17 protein-coding genes and 1 pseudogene are annotated in these 19758 nt (G+C 43.1%); 11 read left to right on the plus strand and 7 right to left on the minus strand.

The features are described from left to right. The first annotated feature begins 10 nt into the window (after nucleotides 1-10). A complete protein-coding gene (locus tag BQ7394_RS24730) occupies nucleotides 11-943 on the plus strand; it encodes a lipopolysaccharide kinase InaA family protein (protein ID WP_075560238.1) in 933 nt (310 codons plus the stop codon). Here the strand turns inward: BQ7394_RS24730 and BQ7394_RS24735 are convergent. The 5 genes from BQ7394_RS24735 to BQ7394_RS24755 form a co-directional block, all read right to left on the minus strand. Then, complete coding sequence (locus BQ7394_RS24735) at nucleotides 940-1764, minus strand: FkbM family methyltransferase (protein ID WP_075559825.1); 825 nt, start codon at nucleotides 1762-1764, stop codon at nucleotides 940-942. The genes BQ7394_RS24730 and BQ7394_RS24735 overlap by 4 nt on opposite strands. 69 nt (nucleotides 1765-1833) lie before the next feature. Further along, entirely contained in the window at nucleotides 1834-2967 is a 1134-nt protein-coding gene (locus BQ7394_RS24740; protein ID WP_075559826.1) for a glycosyltransferase family 4 protein, read from the minus strand. Nucleotides 2968-3158: 191 nt separating this feature from the next. After that, nucleotides 3159-4343, minus strand: a complete 1185-nt coding sequence (locus tag BQ7394_RS24745; protein WP_075559827.1) for a glycosyltransferase family 87 protein — start codon at nucleotides 4341-4343, stop codon at nucleotides 3159-3161. Continuing rightward, on the minus strand, nucleotides 4340-5140 hold the full coding sequence (locus BQ7394_RS24750; RefSeq protein ID WP_075559828.1) for a polysaccharide deacetylase family protein: 801 nt from the start codon (nucleotides 5138-5140) through the stop codon (nucleotides 4340-4342). Before BQ7394_RS24750 ends, BQ7394_RS24745 begins: the two co-directional genes overlap by 4 nt. Then, the gene (locus BQ7394_RS24755; RefSeq protein ID WP_075559829.1) at nucleotides 5137-5847 is read right to left on the minus strand and encodes a glycosyltransferase; all 711 of its coding nucleotides are present in this window, start codon (nucleotides 5845-5847) and stop codon (nucleotides 5137-5139) included. Before BQ7394_RS24755 ends, BQ7394_RS24750 begins: the two co-directional genes overlap by 4 nt. A 208-nt stretch (nucleotides 5848-6055) precedes the next feature. On the opposite strand from BQ7394_RS24755, the gene BQ7394_RS24760 reads away from it, so the two are divergent. Next, entirely contained in the window at nucleotides 6056-7348 is a 1293-nt protein-coding gene (locus BQ7394_RS24760) for a nucleotide sugar dehydrogenase (RefSeq protein WP_075559830.1), read from the plus strand. 25 nt (nucleotides 7349-7373) lie between these two features. Continuing rightward, nucleotides 7374-8231 carry a hypothetical protein gene (locus BQ7394_RS24765; RefSeq protein WP_075559831.1) on the plus strand — a complete coding sequence of 286 codons (858 nt, stop codon included), beginning with the start codon at nucleotides 7374-7376 and terminating at the stop codon, nucleotides 8229-8231. Here the strand turns inward: BQ7394_RS24765 and BQ7394_RS24770 are convergent. Both BQ7394_RS24770 and BQ7394_RS24775 read right to left on the minus strand, forming a co-directional pair. Beyond that, nucleotides 8228-9232 carry a glycosyl transferase family 90 gene (locus BQ7394_RS24770; protein ID WP_075560239.1) on the minus strand — a complete coding sequence of 335 codons (1005 nt, stop codon included), beginning with the start codon at nucleotides 9230-9232 and terminating at the stop codon, nucleotides 8228-8230. The two genes, BQ7394_RS24765 and BQ7394_RS24770, sit on opposite strands and share 4 nt — an antisense overlap. Nucleotides 9233-9258: 26 nt before the next feature. After that, nucleotides 9259-9894, minus strand: coding sequence for a ribonuclease H1 domain-containing protein (locus tag BQ7394_RS24775; protein WP_075559832.1), 636 nt, complete (start codon nucleotides 9892-9894; stop codon nucleotides 9259-9261). A gap of 134 nt (nucleotides 9895-10028) precedes the next feature. On the opposite strand from BQ7394_RS24775, the gene BQ7394_RS24780 reads away from it, so the two are divergent. The 8 genes and pseudogenes from BQ7394_RS24780 to BQ7394_RS24815 all read left to right on the plus strand — a co-directional run. Further along, a complete protein-coding gene (locus tag BQ7394_RS24780; protein ID WP_075559833.1) occupies nucleotides 10029-10550 on the plus strand; it encodes a shikimate kinase in 522 nt (173 codons plus the stop codon). A 48-nt stretch (nucleotides 10551-10598) separates the two neighbouring features. Then, nucleotides 10599-11810 carry an alanine dehydrogenase gene (locus tag BQ7394_RS24785; protein ID WP_075559834.1) on the plus strand — a complete coding sequence of 404 codons (1212 nt, stop codon included), beginning with the start codon at nucleotides 10599-10601 and terminating at the stop codon, nucleotides 11808-11810. 88 nt (nucleotides 11811-11898) lie between these two features. After that, nucleotides 11899-13752, plus strand: a complete 1854-nt coding sequence (locus BQ7394_RS24790; RefSeq protein WP_075559835.1) for a 2-oxoacid:acceptor oxidoreductase subunit alpha — start codon at nucleotides 11899-11901, stop codon at nucleotides 13750-13752. Between the two features lie 3 nt (nucleotides 13753-13755). Continuing rightward, on the plus strand, nucleotides 13756-14766 hold the full coding sequence (locus BQ7394_RS24795) for a 2-oxoacid:ferredoxin oxidoreductase subunit beta (protein ID WP_075559836.1): 1011 nt from the start codon (nucleotides 13756-13758) through the stop codon (nucleotides 14764-14766). A 329-nt stretch (nucleotides 14767-15095) separates the two neighbouring features. After that, on the plus strand, nucleotides 15096-16703 hold the full coding sequence (gene pckA, locus BQ7394_RS24800) for a phosphoenolpyruvate carboxykinase (ATP) (RefSeq protein WP_075559837.1): 1608 nt from the start codon (nucleotides 15096-15098) through the stop codon (nucleotides 16701-16703). A 181-nt stretch (nucleotides 16704-16884) separates the two neighbouring features. Next, complete coding sequence (locus tag BQ7394_RS24805) at nucleotides 16885-17985, plus strand: TlpA disulfide reductase family protein (RefSeq protein WP_075559838.1); 1101 nt, start codon at nucleotides 16885-16887, stop codon at nucleotides 17983-17985. 42 nt (nucleotides 17986-18027) lie between these two features. Then, nucleotides 18028-19566, plus strand: coding sequence for a YifB family Mg chelatase-like AAA ATPase (locus BQ7394_RS24810; RefSeq protein WP_075559839.1), 1539 nt, complete (start codon nucleotides 18028-18030; stop codon nucleotides 19564-19566). Beyond that, nucleotides 19566-19757, plus strand: a pseudogene (locus BQ7394_RS24815) (helix-turn-helix transcriptional regulator); the annotation flags it as partial. The gene BQ7394_RS24810 and the pseudogene BQ7394_RS24815, both read left to right, overlap by 1 nt. Nucleotide 19758 lies beyond the last annotated feature (1 nt).

The following is a 19758-nucleotide window of genomic DNA, read 5'->3' on the forward strand; positions in this document are numbered from 1 at the left end:
AGCGAACGATATGAAGATTGTAATAAACCCGGAATATTCTTTTCTAACGGACTTTATAAATGATCTGCCGGAGAATTTCTCTTCCGAAGGTGAGATTATCTATAACGAGAGAAATGTACTGAAGCGGTATCAGGTTCAGGGTGTTGATATGATAGTGAAGAGTTTTAAAGTACCGATCCTTGTCAATAGGATAGCCTATGCTTTTTTGCGTAAATCTAAAGCTTGTCGCTCTTATGAATATGCGCTTGAGATATTGAAACGGGGAGGGAATACACCGGCACCGATCGCTTATATTGAGGAATATAAGAATGGTCTGTTAAACCGAAGCTATTATATTTCGATTTTTGATGCGAGAGCTACGACGATACGTGAATATATGGATGGGTCTATTCTGGACGCAGAAGTTATGTGGCGTAGTTTTGTCCGTTTTACTATAAATATTCATCGTTCCGGCATATTGCATATTGATTATTCTCCAGGGAATGTGTTGATGGAAACGAAACCGGATAACAGTTTCCGGTTTTCGCTGATCGATATTAACCGTTTGCGTTTTAAGGAAGTTTCCCAGGAAGAAGCATTATCCAATTTCGATCGTTTGGCTCTATCTGTGGAGGTCTCTACGCGTTTGGCAGAGATTTATGCCGAAGAATGTTCTCTGGATAAGAAGGAAACGGTGCGGAAGATTAATAAATACAGCGATCGTTTTTTCCTGAAAAGAACAATTAAAGAAAGTACCAAACAGATAAAACGGGAAAAAGGAAAATGGGCTGCTTTCTTTGGTCCGTTAGAACACTATTTTTTCCTTCGTTGGATCAGAATGTTATTTCTGAACGGACATAAGAACAACTGCCTTTACAAAAAAGAACGTGAATTGTACTTTTCCTATATCAAGTCTAAAGATGAACGTCAGGTGTTGAACCGCCGTTACCATTATGAGCCTTAAGCCTTGGAGCCTCGTATAAGGCCGGGGCGTAACCGGTGCATTACATACATATAACCTTTGCGTGTACTGTAAGTGCATGGATAATTATCCAGGAACGCAGATATATCTCTTGCATCATTTTTCCTGTGATAGGTACAAATGGCGAAATCCAGATTTATAGCTTTCGTAAATAAGTCTTTGGCACCGGCCAGGGCGCTGCATTCGGCTCCTTCGATATCCATTTTGAAGAATAGATCGTTTACCGGTTTGTCTGCAAAGAAAGAGTCTATAGTCTGTTGAGTATCGTCGTTGGTGTTTGAAATGTATTTTTTTATTATTTTGACCTTATCTTTCCAGGGTTCGAAGGTGGCATTTAAGGCTTTTATCCATTTGGGATCGTATTCAAAGAGATAGATCATACGAGCTTTTTCGATGGCACTTAAAGAGAATATTCCTTCTGCCGCACCGATGTCAAGGATTGTTTTGTCTGTTATTTCTTTCGGAGAATCGATATAATGGTGTGGATGTTCGGGGTGTTGCTCTATGAGTAGGCATCGGTATGCTTTTTGTATTCTTTCTTTTGAAAAATCTTCCGGAAAATATAGTTTTTTGTCTTTTTCATGCATTACATAACGTAATCCTTTTTCTTTATCTTCCATAACGTCTACCTTCATGTTGATGTAGGCTGGTGCAAAATCGTAGATATGACGTGTATAGTTGTGCTCTTTAATGTATTTGTAGTATCTGAGCTTAGGAGAATCGGGATCGAATATTTTTGTATAGATATATGGGATTGTTCCATATATGAATTTCTTGATACTTTTTATAATAGATTCTGACATGGTATATACTGTTGTTCATTGGAACTACAAATATCAGATTATTTTATGAATAAACAAAGTCAATAAAAGCTACTTATTCAGAACATTTCTATATACGTTCATCAGATCGTTTGCAATTTGTTGATCTGTAAAACGTTTTACATATTCTTTTCCCGCTTTTTTCATTAACTCGGCTTGTGCAGGAGTTGAAAGAATCCAGTCTATTTTCTCGCTCAGGTCGTTTACATCATTCGGTTCGACATAAAGGGAATCCGGTCCCCCTGCTTCTTCCAGACAGGAACCTGTTGCTGCAATTACCGGAACGTTGGAATGAAGTGCCTCTATTATCGGAATGCCGAATCCTTCAAAGAAAGAAGGATAAATGAATAAGTCGGCCATCTGGTAAAAGCCGGGAAGATCATCGAATGGAACATTACTTAGGATAGAAACTTGTTGTTGCATGTTATTTTCTTTAATATATGCCTCAACAATATCTGTATATGGAGTACGTTTCCCGATTGCAATCAGATGAATGTCTTTGTTCAACTGTTGGAGAGCACGAACGATTAGTAAAAGATTTTTTCTCTCTTCTATACTTCCTACATATAATATATAATGAGAGGGAATATGGTACCTTTTTTGAATATCATTCATCTTTTCTTGTGTTATAGTTTGCTGAAAAGACTCATCACATCCCTGATAAACGACGTCAATTTTTTCTTCGTTGATCTTATATGTTCTTATGATATCCTGTTTTGTCATCTCACTGATCGCTATAATCCTGTTTGCAACCTGGCAGGCTTTTTGAAATTTGTAGTTATAAATATTTCTGTCGATATATTTATAAAATTGAGGGTAGCGAATAAAGATAAGGTCGTGAATTGTCACGATCGAAGGGATACCGGACCGGGATATTGATAAAGGTAATTCGTTACTTAAACCATGAAATAGTTCGACTTGATCTTTCCTTAGGTCACGAACGATTCCATTTGAGCGCCATAAAGAAGGAAATAGTCTGGATATGAATCTTTCGGGATACCGGAAGGAGACCGATGGTACCGGATTGATTTGACTATGCAAACTCTCTATTCCTTTTCCCGGAGAATATAGTTTATATTCATTGTCTGGAAAATGAGTAGATAAGCTATTTACAACGAAACGGCTGTAATTACCTAATCCGGTTCTGTTATATAAAATGCGTTTTGCGTCAAAACCAATTTTCATAACGTGTCGATTTTATTTAGTTGTGGAATAAATGGCTTCCAAAAATTTAATTTATCTCCTTTATACCAGGCATGTGCTTTTTCTGTTCGAAAATAAAGCGGTAAAGATAAATCTTTTTGTTGTAAATGAATGATTCTTATAATGAATTCTTTATAGTTGTATGTGAACGTTTGTTCTTGTATTTCAGTTATTTATAGTCTACTCTCTATCGGTGCATAATTTCTTCGGCACATCTCGTATGATAACTTCAACCATATCAGCATACAAGGTAAGGCTTTAAGAGCATACGGATATACATAATGTACACGAATGTATTTCGGAAATAAATCCGAAGGAGACATGCTTGTCAATATGAATGCAAAGATCATCAAAGCGATATCCGTTTTTGATCGTTTCCAGGGGGCTACAACGTACCAGATTGCAACGCCCATTAATGCGATAATGTAACTGCTGGATTCACTGCCGGTACTGAAAAGTACTACGAATAATAGGACAGAAGCCAGTAATGTTTGTCGGAATGCAGCGAACTTATATTGTCCGATCCGTAAATAGGGTAGGGCAAATAGTATGAGTCCACTTATTATCAGGTAAATATCCGGGTAAGATGTTGATCCGGATATTTTGCGGACCATTCCCAGAAATGATACATTTTGCATCAAAGAAAATGCATTTTTATCGTTTTTGCCACTTAGTTCGGCAAACCACTCCACATATTGGTTGATCGTGTAGTCGATACCAAAGAATAACATAGGAGCTCCAAACATGACGACTGCCCAGAATACACAGGATAAGCTGAACTTGATCTTGTGACGTGAGAAAAAGAAGAAAGCTAGTCCTACGATACCGTATAATTTGACAAATGTCCCGAACAAGATGAAAAAGGCAGCCCAAAAATCCTTTTCTTTTTCAATACACACAAATGAAAGAATGATAATGGCAGCAATTGCTATATTGAATTGCGACATAAAAAGCCCTGTCAATAACTCATGTGCACAGAACCAATAGATGAAGATATGCTGTCGTCGCTCCAATGGCAGACTACGTGTTGCTATATAGAGGAAGACAGATAAGCTAACCGACCAGGTTAATAACCCCATCCATAACGGAGTCACAGCAAATGGGGCAACGAACAGGCTGAAAAACGGTCCGTAGAGAAATACGTCGTTATATTGTGCCGGATATCCTCCGTATAATGAAACTTGCTGGATGGCATGCCAAAATGATTCCCGGAAAATAAGGAAGTTATTATATTTCCCCGGAAAGTATTTGGTTAACCAGGCTATAATAGCCAGGAGTACCCATAACCCACATACCGTACTGTATTTGTGGAAGAACGGTTTTGCGATAAAAGCTCTGAAACTTTCTGTTATTTTCATACCTTCTTTTGTTTTTGGGCTTCAATACAATGTTTGAATTCCGTATAAGTAGCAAAAGTATAATGCTTCTTCTTTAAGAAAGCAATCAGGTCGTCGAGCCGCTTGATCATTCCTTCTCCGGAGTGATTGGTCATAATGAATGGTAACTTCCATTCCTCTTTATGTGCCTTTAGGTTTGTAAACTCCCAGGGATGAAAATAAGTAACAACATATCCGTCATGTTTCAATGTCCGGTGAAACAGCCAGCGGTAGACTTTGGCCGGCAGGTTGTGATAAGCCAGCCAGAACAAAGGAAAACGGAATACCGGAGTTACGGATGCCGGAAGTTGCAGGACATCCTCTTTGTAAAACCATGTACGTGGTTTGTCCAGATGGTTATATCTTCCCGGAATGCAAGTCGGGTTTAGAGACGAATTATAAGTATAGCCGGCGTTTTTTATCTCTTTTTCATCGACAGGCATCATTCGTGCCATGCGAAATCCTTCTATGGGTTGTCCGGTCTGCTGTTCAAGAAACTCACGGGAACTCTTCAGGTCTGCTATTTCAAAAGAAGAATGATAATACCCGTGTGAGGCGATCTCGTGACCATTCTGACGGATGCTTTTAATCACCTCAGGTGCATGAGCCGCGAAATTGGCTGTACAGAAAAAGGTGGCGTGTACCTGGTATTTTTGCAGGCAGGCCAATATCTTTCGGGTTCCTTCGATAGATATGGCCATTTGTTGCTCAAAAGGTAAATCTATCCCATGCTCCAATGGAACATCGAATTCTTCAATATCGAAACTTAGTAAGATCATTTGTTGAATAAGATTGAAAAAAAGTTTGCCATCTCACGTTTCAAAACTTTGAAACCCATGTCAGAGACGGTTAAGCCGTCTCTGATACGTGACTGCACGGCTTGTATGTTCAGTTTTTTTCTTTGTGCTTTATAAATAAATTCTGTATCGAACAGAAAACTATTAACTTTTGTTGATAAAAAAACCGTTTTTCCTGTTTGGTTGAAACCTTTTAATCCCCCTTGCGTATCGCGTATTTTTAAGCGCAGAAAAATAGCATTACATAAATGGGATGATTCGGAAAGGAATCGCCGGAAAGGAGGAAGATTTTTTTGATAATTTCTGTCCCGTATCGCTACTACGAGATCTGCTCCACCCAGTAATGTGCTGATAACCCTATCGAAAGAGTCGTCGGTATAGGGGAAATCATAATCGGTATAGATGATGTATTCTGACTGGCAATGTCGTACCGCTTCGCGTAAAGCATATCCTTTTCCTCTATTGGGACGATAATCTACTATCTGTATTCCGGGAATCTCCTGTTTCAGTGTGGCTACCGTTTCCGGTTCATATCCACGTGTCGAACCGTCACTCACAATCAGTAAGTGAAAATTGATGGAAGTAAACAAAGATTGTACCTCTTTGAATTTTCCGATAACCTTTAACTCCCAACCTGGAGGCGGGTTGTAACAAGGCAAAATAAGGTCTAAGTCAGTTATACGATTCATCCTCTATTTCTTTGTCAACATAACTAGGTAAACAGATGTTGCCTGTAAATATCTGATGCAAAGATATGATAATTAATTCTTTGTATCCCGCTTTAAACTAATTTGTACGCATATTGACAGATGTTTACAGTGTTGGACTGTAAATAAATATGAAGAATAAGTTGTATCTTTGCCAGTCATTATAGAATGGAAAAGAAGAATGGAGTAAATGGAAAAAATAAAGGTTGCAATTATAGGCTTGGGGTATGTCGGGTTGCCATTGGCACATTTGTTCGCAACCAAATATCCGGTTGTCGGCTTTGATGTCAAGCAGAGCCGGGTGGATGCCTTAAGGAAAGGGGAGGACATTACGAGAGAGATGTCTGCCGAAAAACTGAATTCCGTTTTGTTGTCTCATTTACCGGAATTTGATGAGACAGGGCTCTATTTTACATCTGAACCTTCCGATCTTCAATCATGTAATTATTATATTGTGGCAGTTCCTACTCCGGTAGACACACATCATAGTCCAGATCTGACGCCTTTGTATAAAGCGAGCGAGACGGTGGGGCATGCTTTGTCGAAAGGCGATATCGTGATTTATGAATCTACGGTTTGTCCCGGGATAACGGAAGAAGAATGTGTCCCTATCCTGGCAAACACATCCGGTCTGGTTTTTAATCAGGATTTCTTTGCAGGTTATTCACCGGAACGTATCAATCCGGGGGACAAGAAACATACGGTAGAGAAAATCATAAAGGTGACATCAGGGTCAACGCCGGAAACAGCCAGGAAAGTCGATGCTTTGTACCGGTCGGTTATCACAGCGGGAACATTCCCGGTGTCCAGTATCCGTGTGGCTGAAGCATCCAAAGTAATCGAAAATACACAGCGGGATATAAATATCGCTTTTGTAAATGAATTGGCTAAAATATTTCATCTGCTGGATATAGATACGAATGAAGTATTGGCAGCAGCCGGAACAAAATGGAACTTCCTGCCGTTTAAGCCGGGCCTGGTCGGTGGTCATTGTATAGGTGTCGATCCTTATTATCTGATCCGGAAAGCCCAGGATTACGGATATCATCCCGGGCTGATTTTGTATGGTCGTCGTATCAATGATACAATGGGGGAATATATTGCCGGACGTGTGGTGAAATGTATGATCAAAAAGGACGTACCTGTGAAACATGCAGAAGTCCTGGTGCTTGGTTTTACCTTTAAAGAGAATTGCCCGGACGTAAGAAATACGAGAGTCGGTGACGTAGTCCGTGTGTTAAAGGATTATGGGGTGAGAGTTTCTGTATATGATCCTTGGGCACGTGTAGAAGAGGTTCGGAGTGAATATGGGCTTGAACTGACAGCCTCTTTGTCCGGAGAAAAGAAATATGATGCAGTCGTACTGGCTGTAGCACATAATGAGTTTCTTGAACTCGATATACCATCGCTTGTGAAAGAAAACCATGTAGTATATGATGTAAAAGGCTGCCTGAACCCGGAATGGGTGGACGACCGTCTCTAACGATATAACAAACAGAACGTATAGGATGAAAACAAAGACGCTCTTTTCTCTTTTTATTTGTTGTTTATTATCATTATCTTCCGTACAAGCGGAAAACTGGTGGGATAAAGTCCCCTTGCTGGTATACACTCCTCGTTATTTTGGAGCCAACGCTTTTCCGATGCCGGAATTATTGGGAGGAAAACTCTCATCCCGCTGGGAAGTAGAACTCAGAGGAGAATACCATACGATGCCCGGAGATAAGACGAAGGATGTTTATGCCCGCTTATATATTCCTATTGCAAAGGGACGTGCGGGAGTAACGGTTCAAGGAGTAATTCAGGAGTGGTATGAGACTTCACCGGAGGTACGCGATGAGCGTCATGCCGTAGAAGTAAAACAGCCGATCCCTTGTCACGGCGATGCTATCTTCGGTTTTCATTATCAGGTACTATCTAATGAGAAATGGATGGATGTCATTGTCAGCGCCAACCTGAAAACAGCTAGCGGCGGACGTTTGTGCGATGCTCGTTATACGGATGCTGCTTCTTACTGGTTCGATTGCAACGTGGGGCGTACCTTATGGAAAAACCCGGAAGAGACTTTGTCGGTTCGTGCCCAGGGTATGATCGGTTTTTATTGCTGGATGACCAATAATTATCAGAATCGGCAGAATGATGCATTTTGTTATGGGCTTGGCTTGCAGGGTACTTGCCATAACTTTACGTTGGATGTCGACTATTCCGGTTTTCGCGGTTACAGGGGAGAAGGAGATAAGCCAATGATCTTTCGTTCGAAACTGAACTATGAGATAAAGAAAAATATCGTCTCATTCAGATACAAACACGGCCTGCAGGATATTCTGTACGACACTTTCTCATTGGCTTATATCCGTTGTTTTTAACCCGGTAATTGGCCGGTCTTTTCAAAATATTTCTGAAGAACCAACAGGTTGATCAGGTCTTCCCGTTGTTTGTCTTTAAAGAAAGCTACATATTCGTGGGCATGTTTAATGATTTCCAGGGCTTCGTCTTCATGCTCGATATAATAATTCAGCCGTTCTTCCAGGTCGGACAGGTCGTCTTTGATCTCGATGTAATGGTAATTGGGGATCAATGTGCCTTCCATGAACCATGTTTCGCAGGTAGGCCGAGGCATCACGGCTATCGAATTGGATGACATGACCCATTTCAGGTTGCTGGCAACATCGTTTCCTTCCATAGAGAGGATAAATTTAAAATCCAGATGTTCCTTAAGCGTCATTTTGGCTGTTTGCCATTCCTGTGGGTCATCGGTATGCTTGCTTACGTCGCCCAGGTCGCACATCGGATGGTTGAAATACATTTGCATGAGTACACGGCGGCTGGGTTTGCCTTTTACTTTTCCGCGGAAGATAACCCGGTTCATTTTTTCGTGAAAAGGTTTGGTGTCGTTGACAAATACAAAGTGACGGTCTTTTTCCAATTTCATAACAATGGAATTGGTGTTGTCTATAGACAACCTTTGGTCACCGGTGACCAAAGGTCTACTTTTTACAATAGAAGGATAATCGGGTACGATTATAATATCGCCCGGCAGATATCCCCAGTGCAATTCTTTTGGAAACCATCGGGTATATTCGAATGAGTCGAAGAAATATACTTTTTTCTTTTTAGGCATTTTATGGTCGGCCAGTATCGGGGCATCGGCCGGCAACTGTACCGGAGCATTCAGCTTGTTGTAGTAATTGACCCTGCTTTCAATGTAATCCATGTCGGAGCGCGAAGCGATCAGTTTGGCAATCTTTCTTTTTCTTCTCATCCTGAAAAAAGCAGAAGGAATTAACTGACGTAGCAGATTGATTCCGTAATAAACGAATTTCGGATTTTTTCCGCTGGAGAAAATGTAAGTGATCTTGTTCTTCATACAATCAGATATCATTTGTTAGTACTTTATTTCCGTCCGAAGTCAGCCGGGATCTCTCCCCATACTGCAGTCTCCCATTTCAGGATCGTAGTGGTATAGGTATTCGTATTCAGCCATTTCTCGGCTCGTTCTATCAGGTCGAAGATCGGCTCGTTGACAGGCTCGCGTTCCAGCAATGTTTTGCATTTCTTCTTTTTGACCCAGATGATGGCATTACGGCTATCTGAATAAATAGGCAAGTCGCTACCTTTCTGTTTCAGTAGGGCCAGGCCGTGTACGAGGGCGAGAAATTCTCCGATATTATTAGTCCCTTTCTTTAAAGGACCGATATGAAAAATCTCCTGTCCGGTCGCAGTGTAGACACCTCGGTACTCCATATCACCCGGGTTGCCGCTACATGCAGCATCGACCGCCAGACTTTCGTTGATAGGTTTCCCGATCGGGGCCTGCGGTGCCAGGTTAGAAGCTGCTTTGGCAGACGATGCAGCTTTCAGGTAAAAGGAATACCCTTTTTCGAAGGCGTCAGCTGCCTCTTCACGGGTTTCGAAAGACTTGTATTTCGCTCCATCCTGTCCTTCCACCTGCATCTTACACTCCGCCCAGTTGTCGTAAACACCCGGGTTCAGTCCTTTCCATACTACATAATATTTACTCTTCGCCATTGTCTGCTATTATTCAGATACGAATACAAAGGTAATACATCGAAACGACTTTTTCAGATACCAACTATAATTTAAGGAAATCATAGTTATGAGGAAAAAAAACTTTACATTTGCGGTAAACAATCATATACGAGATGAAGCGTATTTTTTTGATAGGTTATATGGGTGCCGGAAAAACGACGGTCGGAAAAGATCTGGCGGAACGGATGGGACTCTCTTTTATTGACCTGGACTGTTACATCGAAGCCCGTTATCATAAAACTGTCGGGCAGATATTTGCTGAAAGAGGAGAAGAGGCCTTCCGGGATATCGAACGCCGGATGCTTCATGAAGTCTCGATGTTCGAGGATGTATTGATATCCACCGGTGGCGGTGCTCCGTGCTTTTTTGATAACATGGAGTTTATGAACGAAAACGGGACGACCGTCTACCTGAAAGTTTCGGTGGAAGAACTGGCAAAACGCTTGGATACCTGTAAGACAACCCGTCCGGTATTGAAAGGCCGTTCCGGAGACGAACTGGTAGCGTTTATCGCCGAGAGTCTGGAAAAAAGAACTCCTTTTTATACGAAAGCTTCAATCGTGTTTGATGCGGAAGTGATGTTGACAGAGACTGATGTACACAAAATTACAGAAGCATTAGAGAAAATATTATAATATAATAAGGTAAAGGCAATTGTAGGAGTTGCCGACAGGAGTCGTATTATGGAAGCAACAGGAGGCAAGCAGGTGCAGGGAGCATACATCCCTCAGGAACTGTTGAAGGAATTGAGTAAGGTGAACAATCGTTTGCTGATAGGTATTCCCCGGGAACGGAAAGAAGGGGAAAAACGTTTGGTGCTTACCCCCGAAGCCGTTGATATGTTGACCGACCGTGGACATCATGTATTGGTTGAAACCGGGGCTGGGCTGGGAATAAACTATTCCGATAACCATTACTCTGAAGCCGGAGCTGAAATTGTTTCTACTCCTGCAGAAGTATTTCAAGCCGATATTATCCTAAAAATCCTTCCACCGTTACCGGAAGAGATCCTATTGATGAAACCTCGCTCGACGCTCTTTTCGATGGTGCAACTCAACCTGTTTGCCGCCGAGGCATTCGAACTGATGATGGCCAAACGGATTACGGCGATTGCCTACGAGCTGCTGTCGGACGACCAACGGAGATGTCCGGTGTTGAATGTGATCTCCGAGATAGAAGGAACGGCCGCTATTACCATCGCTTCCGAATTGTTAAGCAATGTACAGGGAGGAAAAGGTATCCTTCTGGGAGGAATACCTGGTGTATCGCCAACCGAAGTAGTTATTGTCGGAGCCGGAAATGCCGGTACCGTTGCTGCACGGGCTGCCCTGGCACTGGGAGCATCGGTTAAAGTCTTCGACGATGATATAAACAAGCTGCGCACTATTCAGCAGGTATTGGGGCAGGGACTTTTCACTTCCAACTTCCATCCTAATGTATTACACAATGCTTTCCGTACTGCCGATGTGGTGATCGGAGCCATGCGTTATATCAATACCCGTTACCGTTATGTGATCGCAGAAGAGTTGGTTCGCACTATGAAACGTGGTTCACTGGTGATCGACCTGCGTATCAGCCAGGGTGGTTGCTTCGAAACGACCTGCTGTTTGGGTAAAACAGATCCAACCGTGTTCGAACAATACGGCGTATTGCATTATTGCAAACCCAATATAAGTAACCGGGTGGCGCGTACAACTTCAATGGCTTTCAGTAATATATTCGTCCCGATCTTCCTCTCTTTGGGAGATGCCGGGTCGGTCCAGAATATGATAAAGTCAGATGACGGCTTTCGCTCAGGTGTTTATATGTATTGTGGAAAACCTGTAAGCAGTTATGTCTCTAATCATTTTAATTTATCGTCGAATAATCTGGATCTATATCTCTCTGCTTTTTAAGCCTCAAAAGTTTTGAACTAGCCAAGTTTATTCTTTACTTTGCGGAAATCTAACTACAAACAAGCGATTAAAGCTAATATAAGTAATTATGGCAGAACAGACAAAAGTAACAACTTTGGAACAGGTTGTAGTTCGTTTCTCCGGGGACTCCGGAGACGGTATGCAGTTGACCGGAACAATCTTTTCAAATCTGTCGGCTATCCTCGGAAATGAGATCTCTACGTTTCCCGACTACCCGGCAGAAATTCGTGCTCCACAAGGAACACTTAGTGGTGTATCAGGATTTCAGGTTCATCTGGGATCACGTAAAATCTTCACTCCTGGCGATAAGGCGGATGTATTGGTAGCAATGAACCCGGCCGCGCTGAAAGTGAATGTAAAGAATATCAAACAGAACTCGATTGTTATCATCGATACCGACTCTTTCAAGAAGTCGGATCTCGACAAAGCATTGTTTACTACAGACGATCCTTTTAAAGAATTAGGTTTGGGTGGTGTGCAGGTTGTAGCCGCTCCGATCTCGACAATGGTGAAAGACGGTCTGGCTGAATTTGGCCTGGATAATAAGTCTGCTCTACGTTGTAAGAATATGTTCGCATTAGGACTTGTTTGCTGGTTGTTCGACCGTCCTCTGGAAGAGGCGATGAATATGCTTCAAAATAAGTTTGCCAAAAAACCGGCTATCGCGAAAGCTAATATCAAAGCGTTGACCGATGGTTATAATTACGGACATAATATCCACGCATCGGTTTCCACCTATCGTATCGAAAGCGAAAAGGCAGCACCGGGTTTCTATACCGATGTAAATGGAAACAAGGCTACTTCTTACGGGCTGATCGCTGCTGCAGAAAAGTCTGGCCTTCAATTATTCCTGGGAAGCTATCCTATTACTCCGGCAACGGATATCCTGCATGAATTGTCAAAACGTAAAGACCTGGGGGTTGTTACCGTACAGGCAGAAGACGAAATTGCCGGTATCTGTACGGCTATCGGTGCCAGTTTTGCCGGCAGCCTGGCTGCTACATCTACTTCCGGTCCGGGTCTGGCCCTGAAGAGTGAAGCGATCGGTCTGGCTGTAATAGCTGAAATACCTTTGGTTATTATCGACGTGCAACGTGGTGGTCCTTCAACCGGTATGCCTACCAAGAGTGAGCAAACCGACCTGATGCAGGCTCTTCACGGACGTAACGGTGAAAGCCCGCTGGTTGTTATTGCCGCTTCAACTCCGACAGACTGTTTCGATGCTGCTTTCTGGGCAGCTAAACTGGCTGTTGAGCATATGACTCCGGTTATCCTGTTGACAGATGCTTTCATTGCAAACGGTTCGTCTGCCTGGAAGTTGCCTGACCTGGATAAGTATCCGGAAATCAAACCGAATTACGTATCTAACTATACAGAAGAAAAGGTATGGAAAGCCTACCGTCGCGATAAGGAAAGCTTGGTTCGTTACTGGGCTATCCCGGGTATGGAAGGTTTCGCACATCGTCTGGGTGGTTTGGAAAAAGACTATGAGACAAGTGCTATCTCGACTGATCCGATCAATCACCAGAAGATGGTTTCCACCCGTCAGGCTAAGATCGACAAGATTGCCGACTATATCCCTGAACTGGAAGTGATCGGTGATCCTGATGCCGACCTGCTGTTGATTGGCTGGGGTGGAACTTACGGCCACTTGTATGAAGCGATGGAAACCATGCAGAAACAAGGAAAGAAAGTCGCAATGGCTCACTTCAAATTCATCAGCCCGCTGCCGAAGAATACAATTGAAGTACTTTCTAAGTTCAAAAAAGCTGTGGTTGCTGAACAGAATAACGGACAGTTTGCAAACTACTTGCGTGCTAAAGTACCCGGATTTAATCCGTATAAATTCAATCGCGTAAAGGGACAGCCTTTCGTTGTTGCGAGATTAGTTGAGGAATTCACTAAAATATTGGAGGCTTAAAAAATGACAGATATAAAATTCGAACCGAAAGATTATAAGAGCGACCAGTATGTTCGTTGGTGTCCGGGTTGTGGAGACCATGCCGTATTGAACTGTTTGCACAAAGCAATGGCTGAAGTAGGAGTGGCTCCTCACAATATGGCCGTTATCTCTGGTATCGGGTGTTCTTCCCGCTTACCTTATTATATGAATACATACGGTTTCCATACGATCCACGGGCGTGGTGCTGCTATTGCAACAGGTGTAAAAACCGCCCGTCCCGACCTGAGTGTATGGCTGATTACAGGTGATGGCGACTGTCTGGCTATTGGTGGTAACCATTTTATCCATGCCATACGTCGTAATATCGATTTGAATATTGTACTTTTCAATAATAAAATCTATGGTCTGACCAAAGGGCAATACTCTCCGACATCCGAACGTGGTTTCGTATCAAAGAGTTCTCCCTACGGTACGGTAGAAGACCCGTTTATCCCGGCTGAACTGGCTTTGGGCGCACGTGGAAACTTCTTTGCCCGTGTGATCGACGTAGACCTGAAAAATACAACTGAAGTCCTGGCTGCTTCTGCCCGCCATAAAGGAGCTTCTGTAACGGAAGTGCTTGTAAATTGTGTTATCTTTAATGACGGTATCCATAAGAGCATTGTCGATAAGGAATTCCGTGCAGACCGTACTATCTTCCTGCGTCATGGCGAAAAGATGATCTTCGGAAAAGACGGTAACAAAGGTATTGTTCTGGATGGCCTGAAACTGAAAGTTGTGACAATCGGTGAAGATGGTTATACATTGGACGATATCCTGGTTCATGATGCACATGAAAAAGATACGACCCTTCACATGATGCTGGCCATGATGAAAGACGATATGCCTATTGCTCTGGGTATTATCCGCGATGTGGATGCTCCCGTATACGATCAGGCCGTTCATCAGCAGATCGAAGAAGTGCAAGCCAAAAATCCTACCCGTAAACTGAAAGATTTCTTGATGCAGGGTGAGATTTGGGAAGTAAAATAACATGCAAATGGAAAAGTAATATAGAGAGGGGCCGGTTGTTAGATCGCCCCTCTTTTTTGTGAGTGGATACCCGGTCTGACATTTTTATTACTAATTGTAAGGTCTGGTTTGCAAATAGACTAGTGTATTTGTTAATTGCATGGAAAAGAGCAATTATTACTGAAAAATTTCCTTAATAGAGTGTCAGCTATAAAAAAAAATATTACTTTTGTACCGGTCTTAACAAGGCGGGGTAACAGCAAGTTACAAGTAGGTATTAGAGCCCTGTTATTTTTAATTCGAGAGAGAGAAAAGTTATATAAAGTCAATCATTTAAATTATTATCAAGAATGGCTAATTTAGATTTAAGCAAGTACGGGATTACAGGTGTAACAGAAATCTTACACAATCCGTCTTATGATGTTCTGTTCGCAGAAGAAACAAAACCGTCTTTGGAAGGTTTTGAAAAAGGTCAGGTAACAGAACTGGGTGCTGTAAACGTAATGACTGGTGTTTACACAGGTCGTTCACCTAAGGATAAATTCTTTGTAAAGAACGAAGCCAGCGAAGACTCTGTATGGTGGACTTCTGAAGAATATAAAAACGATAACAAGCCTTGTACTGAAGAAGCATGGGCTGATCTGAAAGCTAAAGCTGTAAAAGAATTGTCAGGCAAACGTCTGTTCGTTGTCGATACATTCTGCGGTGCAAACGAAGCAACTCGTATGAAAGTTCGTTTCATCATGGAAGTAGCTTGGCAGGCACATTTCGTAACTAACATGTTCATCCGTCCGACAGCTGAAGAACTGGCTAACTACGGTGAACCTGATTTCGTTTGCTTCAACGCTTCTAAAGCTAAAGTTGACAACTACAAAGAACTGGGTCTGAACTCTGAAACTGCTACAGTTTTCAACCTGAAGACTAAAGAACAGGTTATCCTGAACACTTGGTACGGTGGTGAAATGAAGAAAGGTATGTTCTCTATCATGAACTACATGAACCCGCTTCGTGGTATCGCTTCTATGCACTGCTCTGCTAACACAGATAAAGAAGGAACTAGCTCAGCTATCTTCTTCGGTCTGTCTGGTACAGGTAAGACTACTTTGTCAACTGACCCGAAACGTCTGTTGATCGGTGATGACGAACACGGATGGGATAACGAAGGTGTATTCAACTACGAAGGTGGTTGCTATGCTAAGGTTATCAACCTGGACAAGGAAAGCGAACCGGATATCTACAACGCTATCAAACGCGACGCTCTGTTGGAAAACGTAACAGTTGCTGCTGACGGTACAATCGATTTCGCAGATAAGAGCGTAACAGAAAACACTCGTGTTTCTTATCCGATCTATCATATCGAAAACATCGTTAAGCCGGTATCTAAAGGCCCGCACGCAAAACAGGTTATCTTCCTGTCTGCTGATGCATTCGGTGTATTGCCTCCGGTATCTATCCTGAACCCGGAACAGACTCAGTATTACTTCCTGTCTGGTTTCACAGCTAAATTGGCTGGTACAGAACGTGGTATCACTGAACCGACTCCTACATTCTCTGCTTGTTTCGGTGCTGCTTTCTTGTCATTGCACCCGACTAAATACGGCGAAGAATTGGTTAAGAAAATGGAAATGACCGGTGCTAAGGCTTATCTGGTTAACACTGGATGGAATGGCTCAGGCAAACGTATCTCTATCAAAGATACAAGAGGTATCATCGACGCTATCCTGGATGGTTCTATCGACAAAGCTCCGACTAAGGTTATTCCTTACTTCGACTTCGTTGTTCCGACAGAATTGCCGAACGTTGATCCGAAGATCCTTGATCCTCGCGACACTTACGCTGACGCTGCTCAGTGGGATGAAAAAGCAAAAGACCTGGCAGGTCGTTTCATCAAGAACTTTGCTAAGTTCACTGGAAACGAAGCTGGTAAAGCTTTGGTTGCTGCTGGTCCGAAATTGTAATTTTCCTACCGAAGGTAATTTTTTATCAACGGTTAAGAATAAAGCTATCGAAAAGCGTAGAACATTTGTTCTACGCTTTTTTTATATATCTGAATTAATTTTATCATAAATGTTAGCATAATTTAAATTCTATTGTTATCTTTACCGCAAATTATCTGTTAATGTGGGGTTTTAAGGTATAATGATTAAACGTTTATTACTGTTTTTCGGAGTCGTATTGTTCTTGTCATCATGTGGCGGGGGCGTTCCTTACCGGATTGAAGGCAAATTGTCTAATCTGGAAGATGAGGCGCTATATGCCGTTTTTGAGAATGACAGTTATAAAGTAGTCGACACCATTACCTGCGAAAAACCCGGACAGTTCTCCTTAAAGCGGAGTGAAGGTGACTTCAATACCGTTACTATCTTTTTCGATCATAAGAAACGCTGGACTACTGCTTACCTGATACCCGGTGAGAAAGTGACCATTACCGGCGACGCTCTTTATCCTTCTCTGTTGCAGGTGAAAGGTGGACGTATCAACGACCAGCTGACGAATTTCCGCAAGGGGGTTGCTCCTTTATTGAAGGAACAGGCCGACCTGGTCAATATCCTGAATAATAAAAGTAGTCATACGAATACAATCGAAGAGACGGATCTTCCTTCCCGCCTGACGAATGTAAGTCATTCGTTGAGCGAACGTGCACAGGCCTATATTCAGGAACATCCCGATGAAGAAGCTTCCGCAGTATTGTTGCAGTATTTCTTTATGAACCCGGACGATACCCGTAAGATGGATGAACTGCTGGCGGTGTTGAGTCCTAAGCTGAACGATTTTTATTTGATCCGTAAACTACAGGAATACAGTGCTAAGGCGCAACGTACTTCGCTGGGTGCCGAAGCTCCGGGATTTAGTGTAAAGAATATTTATGGTCAGACCGTAAGCTTGGACTCTTTCCCGAAACGTTATCTGTTATTGGCTTTTACAGCTCCGTGGTGCGATATGTGCCAGACGGAAGATTTGTTTTTGGATAAGGTAGCGGTGAAATATCCGAAAGATAAAGTTGAAATGCTGCTGGTCAGCCTGGATGATGATCCCCGGGAAGTCCGTAAACTGCTGGCAAAAGACAGTATCGACTGGAACCTGGTAACTGACTCTGCAGGCCAAGCCACTATGCTGGTCGATCTGTATAATGTAAATGCACTTCCCCGTTGTTTCCTGATCGATGAAGAAGGTAAGATCATCTTGAAGACGGACAATGGGCTGGAAATAGAACAAACACTAGAAAAACTGGTAGAATGATAAGATAAACGAATTTAAATTTCCAATCAAAACCTTTTAATTATGTTAGTAAAATCTTATGCTGCTGCCGTGCAGGGCATTTCTGCAACCATCGTAACCATTGAGGTGAATTGTACAAAAGGTATCCAGTTCTTTCTGGTAGGCCTTCCCGATGTCGCTGTACGCGAAAGTCACGAACGTATTATTTCTGCCCTCCAGGTGAGCGGATACAAATTTCCCCGTAACCGTATCGTTGTTAATATGGCACCGGCCGATATCCGCAAGGAAGGTTCGTCGTACGACCTGCCATTAGCTATCAGTATATTGGCTGCGGCCGAGGAGTTGGATGTTTCACGGCTGGATCGCTTTCTGTTGATGGGGGAATTGTCACTGGACGGTAGCCTCCAACCGGTAAAAGGGGTTCTCCCCATAGCGATTAAGGCGAGGGAAGAAGGGTTTAAAGGGTTTATCCTTCCAAAACAGAATGCCCGTGAGGCGGCTGTGGTCAACGACCTGGATGTTTATGGGGCTTTGAATATCAAAGAGGTAATCGAATTTATTGCAGGTAAACGGGATTTGCAGCCGACTGTCGTTAATACGCGGGAAGAGTTTTACGCCCGTCAGCAACAGTTTGAATTCGATTTCTCCGATGTACGGGGGCAGGAAAATGTGAAGCGTGCGTTGGAAGTAGCCGCAGCCGGTGGACATAATTTGATTATGATCGGGCCTCCGGGTAGTGGAAAGTCGATGCTGGCAAAACGCCTGTCTACTATTCTTCCGCCTTTTTCCTTGCATGAGTCTCTCGAAACGACAAAGATCCATTCCGTTGCCGGGAAGATAGGGGTGGAGACTTCCTTGATGGTGCAACGTCCGTTCCGTTCACCGCATCATACTATTTCGAATGTGGCCATGGTGGGAGGCGGAGCTTATCCGCAGCCGGGAGAAGTGAGTCTAGCACATAACGGTGTGCTTTTCCTGGATGAGTTGCCGGAGTTTAACCGGAGTGTCCTGGAGGTAATGCGCCAGCCGTTGGAAGACCGGAAGATTACGGTTTCGCGTGCCCGTTTTTCGGTCGATTATCCGGCCAGCTTTATGTTGGTAGCTTCTATGAACCCGTGCCCGTGCGGCTACTATAATCATCCCGATCGCCCCTGCCTTTGTCCTCCGGGTGCAGTTCAGAAGTATATGAACCGTGTTTCCGGCCCACTGCTGGACCGGATAGATATACAGGTAGAGATCGTCCCTGTTCCTTTTGAAAAGATCTCCGAACAACGTCCTTCCGAGCCGAGTGCTGATGTACGGGAACGGGTGATCAAAGCGCGTTCTGTCCAGGAGAAACGTTTTGCCGGTCATGAAGGGATTTATTGCAATGCCCAGATGAGTACCCAGCTCTTGCATACTTATGCCGTTCCCGATGCTGCCGGACTGGCTCTGCTTAAGACGGCCATGCAGCGCCTGAGCCTATCCGCACGTGCCTACGACCGTATCCTGAAAGTCTCCCGTACCATCGCCGATCTCGACGACTCCGAAAAGATAGAAGCCCGCCACCTGGCAGAAGCTATCAATTATCGTAATCTCGACAGAGAGAGCTGGGGATTGTAGAAATGCTTCGTGACCGCCGGAAGGAGTTAAAACTAACCCAGAAAGAGTTGGCGGACAGAGTAGGGAAAGAACGTTCATATATCGCAAAGATAGAGAAAGGGGAAACGGATATGCAGTTGTCCAGCTTTATTCGTATTGTGTCGGCTTTGGGATTGGCTTTCGATTTACAGCCTATACCGGACAATCAATAGA

Origin of the sequence: Parabacteroides timonensis (genome assembly GCF_900128505.1) — a bacterium.
GTDB lineage: Bacteria > Bacteroidota > Bacteroidia > Bacteroidales > Tannerellaceae > Parabacteroides > Parabacteroides timonensis.

Coding starts and splice junctions, on each gene's coding strand:
- BQ7394_RS24745 (WP_075559827.1), bottom strand. CDS start 4,343: ATGAAAATAACAGAAAGTTTCAGAGCTTTTATCGCAAAACCGTTCTTC.
- pckA (WP_075559837.1), top strand. CDS start 15,096: ATGGCTAATTTAGATTTAAGCAAGTACGGGATTACAGGTGTAACAGAA.
- BQ7394_RS24740 (WP_075559826.1), bottom strand. CDS start 2,967: ATGAAAATTGGTTTTGACGCAAAACGCATTTTATATAACAGAACCGGA.
- BQ7394_RS24775 (WP_075559832.1), bottom strand. CDS start 9,894: ATGGCGAAGAGTAAATATTATGTAGTATGGAAAGGACTGAACCCGGGT.
- BQ7394_RS24735 (WP_075559825.1), bottom strand. CDS start 1,764: ATGTCAGAATCTATTATAAAAAGTATCAAGAAATTCATATATGGAACA.
- BQ7394_RS24765 (WP_075559831.1), top strand. CDS start 7,374: ATGAAAACAAAGACGCTCTTTTCTCTTTTTATTTGTTGTTTATTATCA.
- BQ7394_RS24770 (WP_075560239.1), bottom strand. CDS start 9,232: ATGAAGAACAAGATCACTTACATTTTCTCCAGCGGAAAAAATCCGAAA.
- BQ7394_RS24750 (WP_075559828.1), bottom strand. CDS start 5,140: ATGATCTTACTAAGTTTCGATATTGAAGAATTCGATGTTCCATTGGAG.
- BQ7394_RS24730 (WP_075560238.1), top strand. CDS start 11: ATGAAGATTGTAATAAACCCGGAATATTCTTTTCTAACGGACTTTATA.
- BQ7394_RS24810 (WP_075559839.1), top strand. CDS start 18,028: ATGTTAGTAAAATCTTATGCTGCTGCCGTGCAGGGCATTTCTGCAACC.
- BQ7394_RS24795 (WP_075559836.1), top strand. CDS start 13,756: ATGACAGATATAAAATTCGAACCGAAAGATTATAAGAGCGACCAGTAT.
- BQ7394_RS24760 (WP_075559830.1), top strand. CDS start 6,056: ATGGAAAAAATAAAGGTTGCAATTATAGGCTTGGGGTATGTCGGGTTG.
- BQ7394_RS24755 (WP_075559829.1), bottom strand. CDS start 5,847: ATGAATCGTATAACTGACTTAGACCTTATTTTGCCTTGTTACAACCCG.
- BQ7394_RS24805 (WP_075559838.1), top strand. CDS start 16,885: ATGATTAAACGTTTATTACTGTTTTTCGGAGTCGTATTGTTCTTGTCA.
- BQ7394_RS24790 (WP_075559835.1), top strand. CDS start 11,899: ATGGCAGAACAGACAAAAGTAACAACTTTGGAACAGGTTGTAGTTCGT.
- BQ7394_RS24780 (WP_075559833.1), top strand. CDS start 10,029: ATGAAGCGTATTTTTTTGATAGGTTATATGGGTGCCGGAAAAACGACG.
- BQ7394_RS24785 (WP_075559834.1), top strand. CDS start 10,599: ATGGAAGCAACAGGAGGCAAGCAGGTGCAGGGAGCATACATCCCTCAG.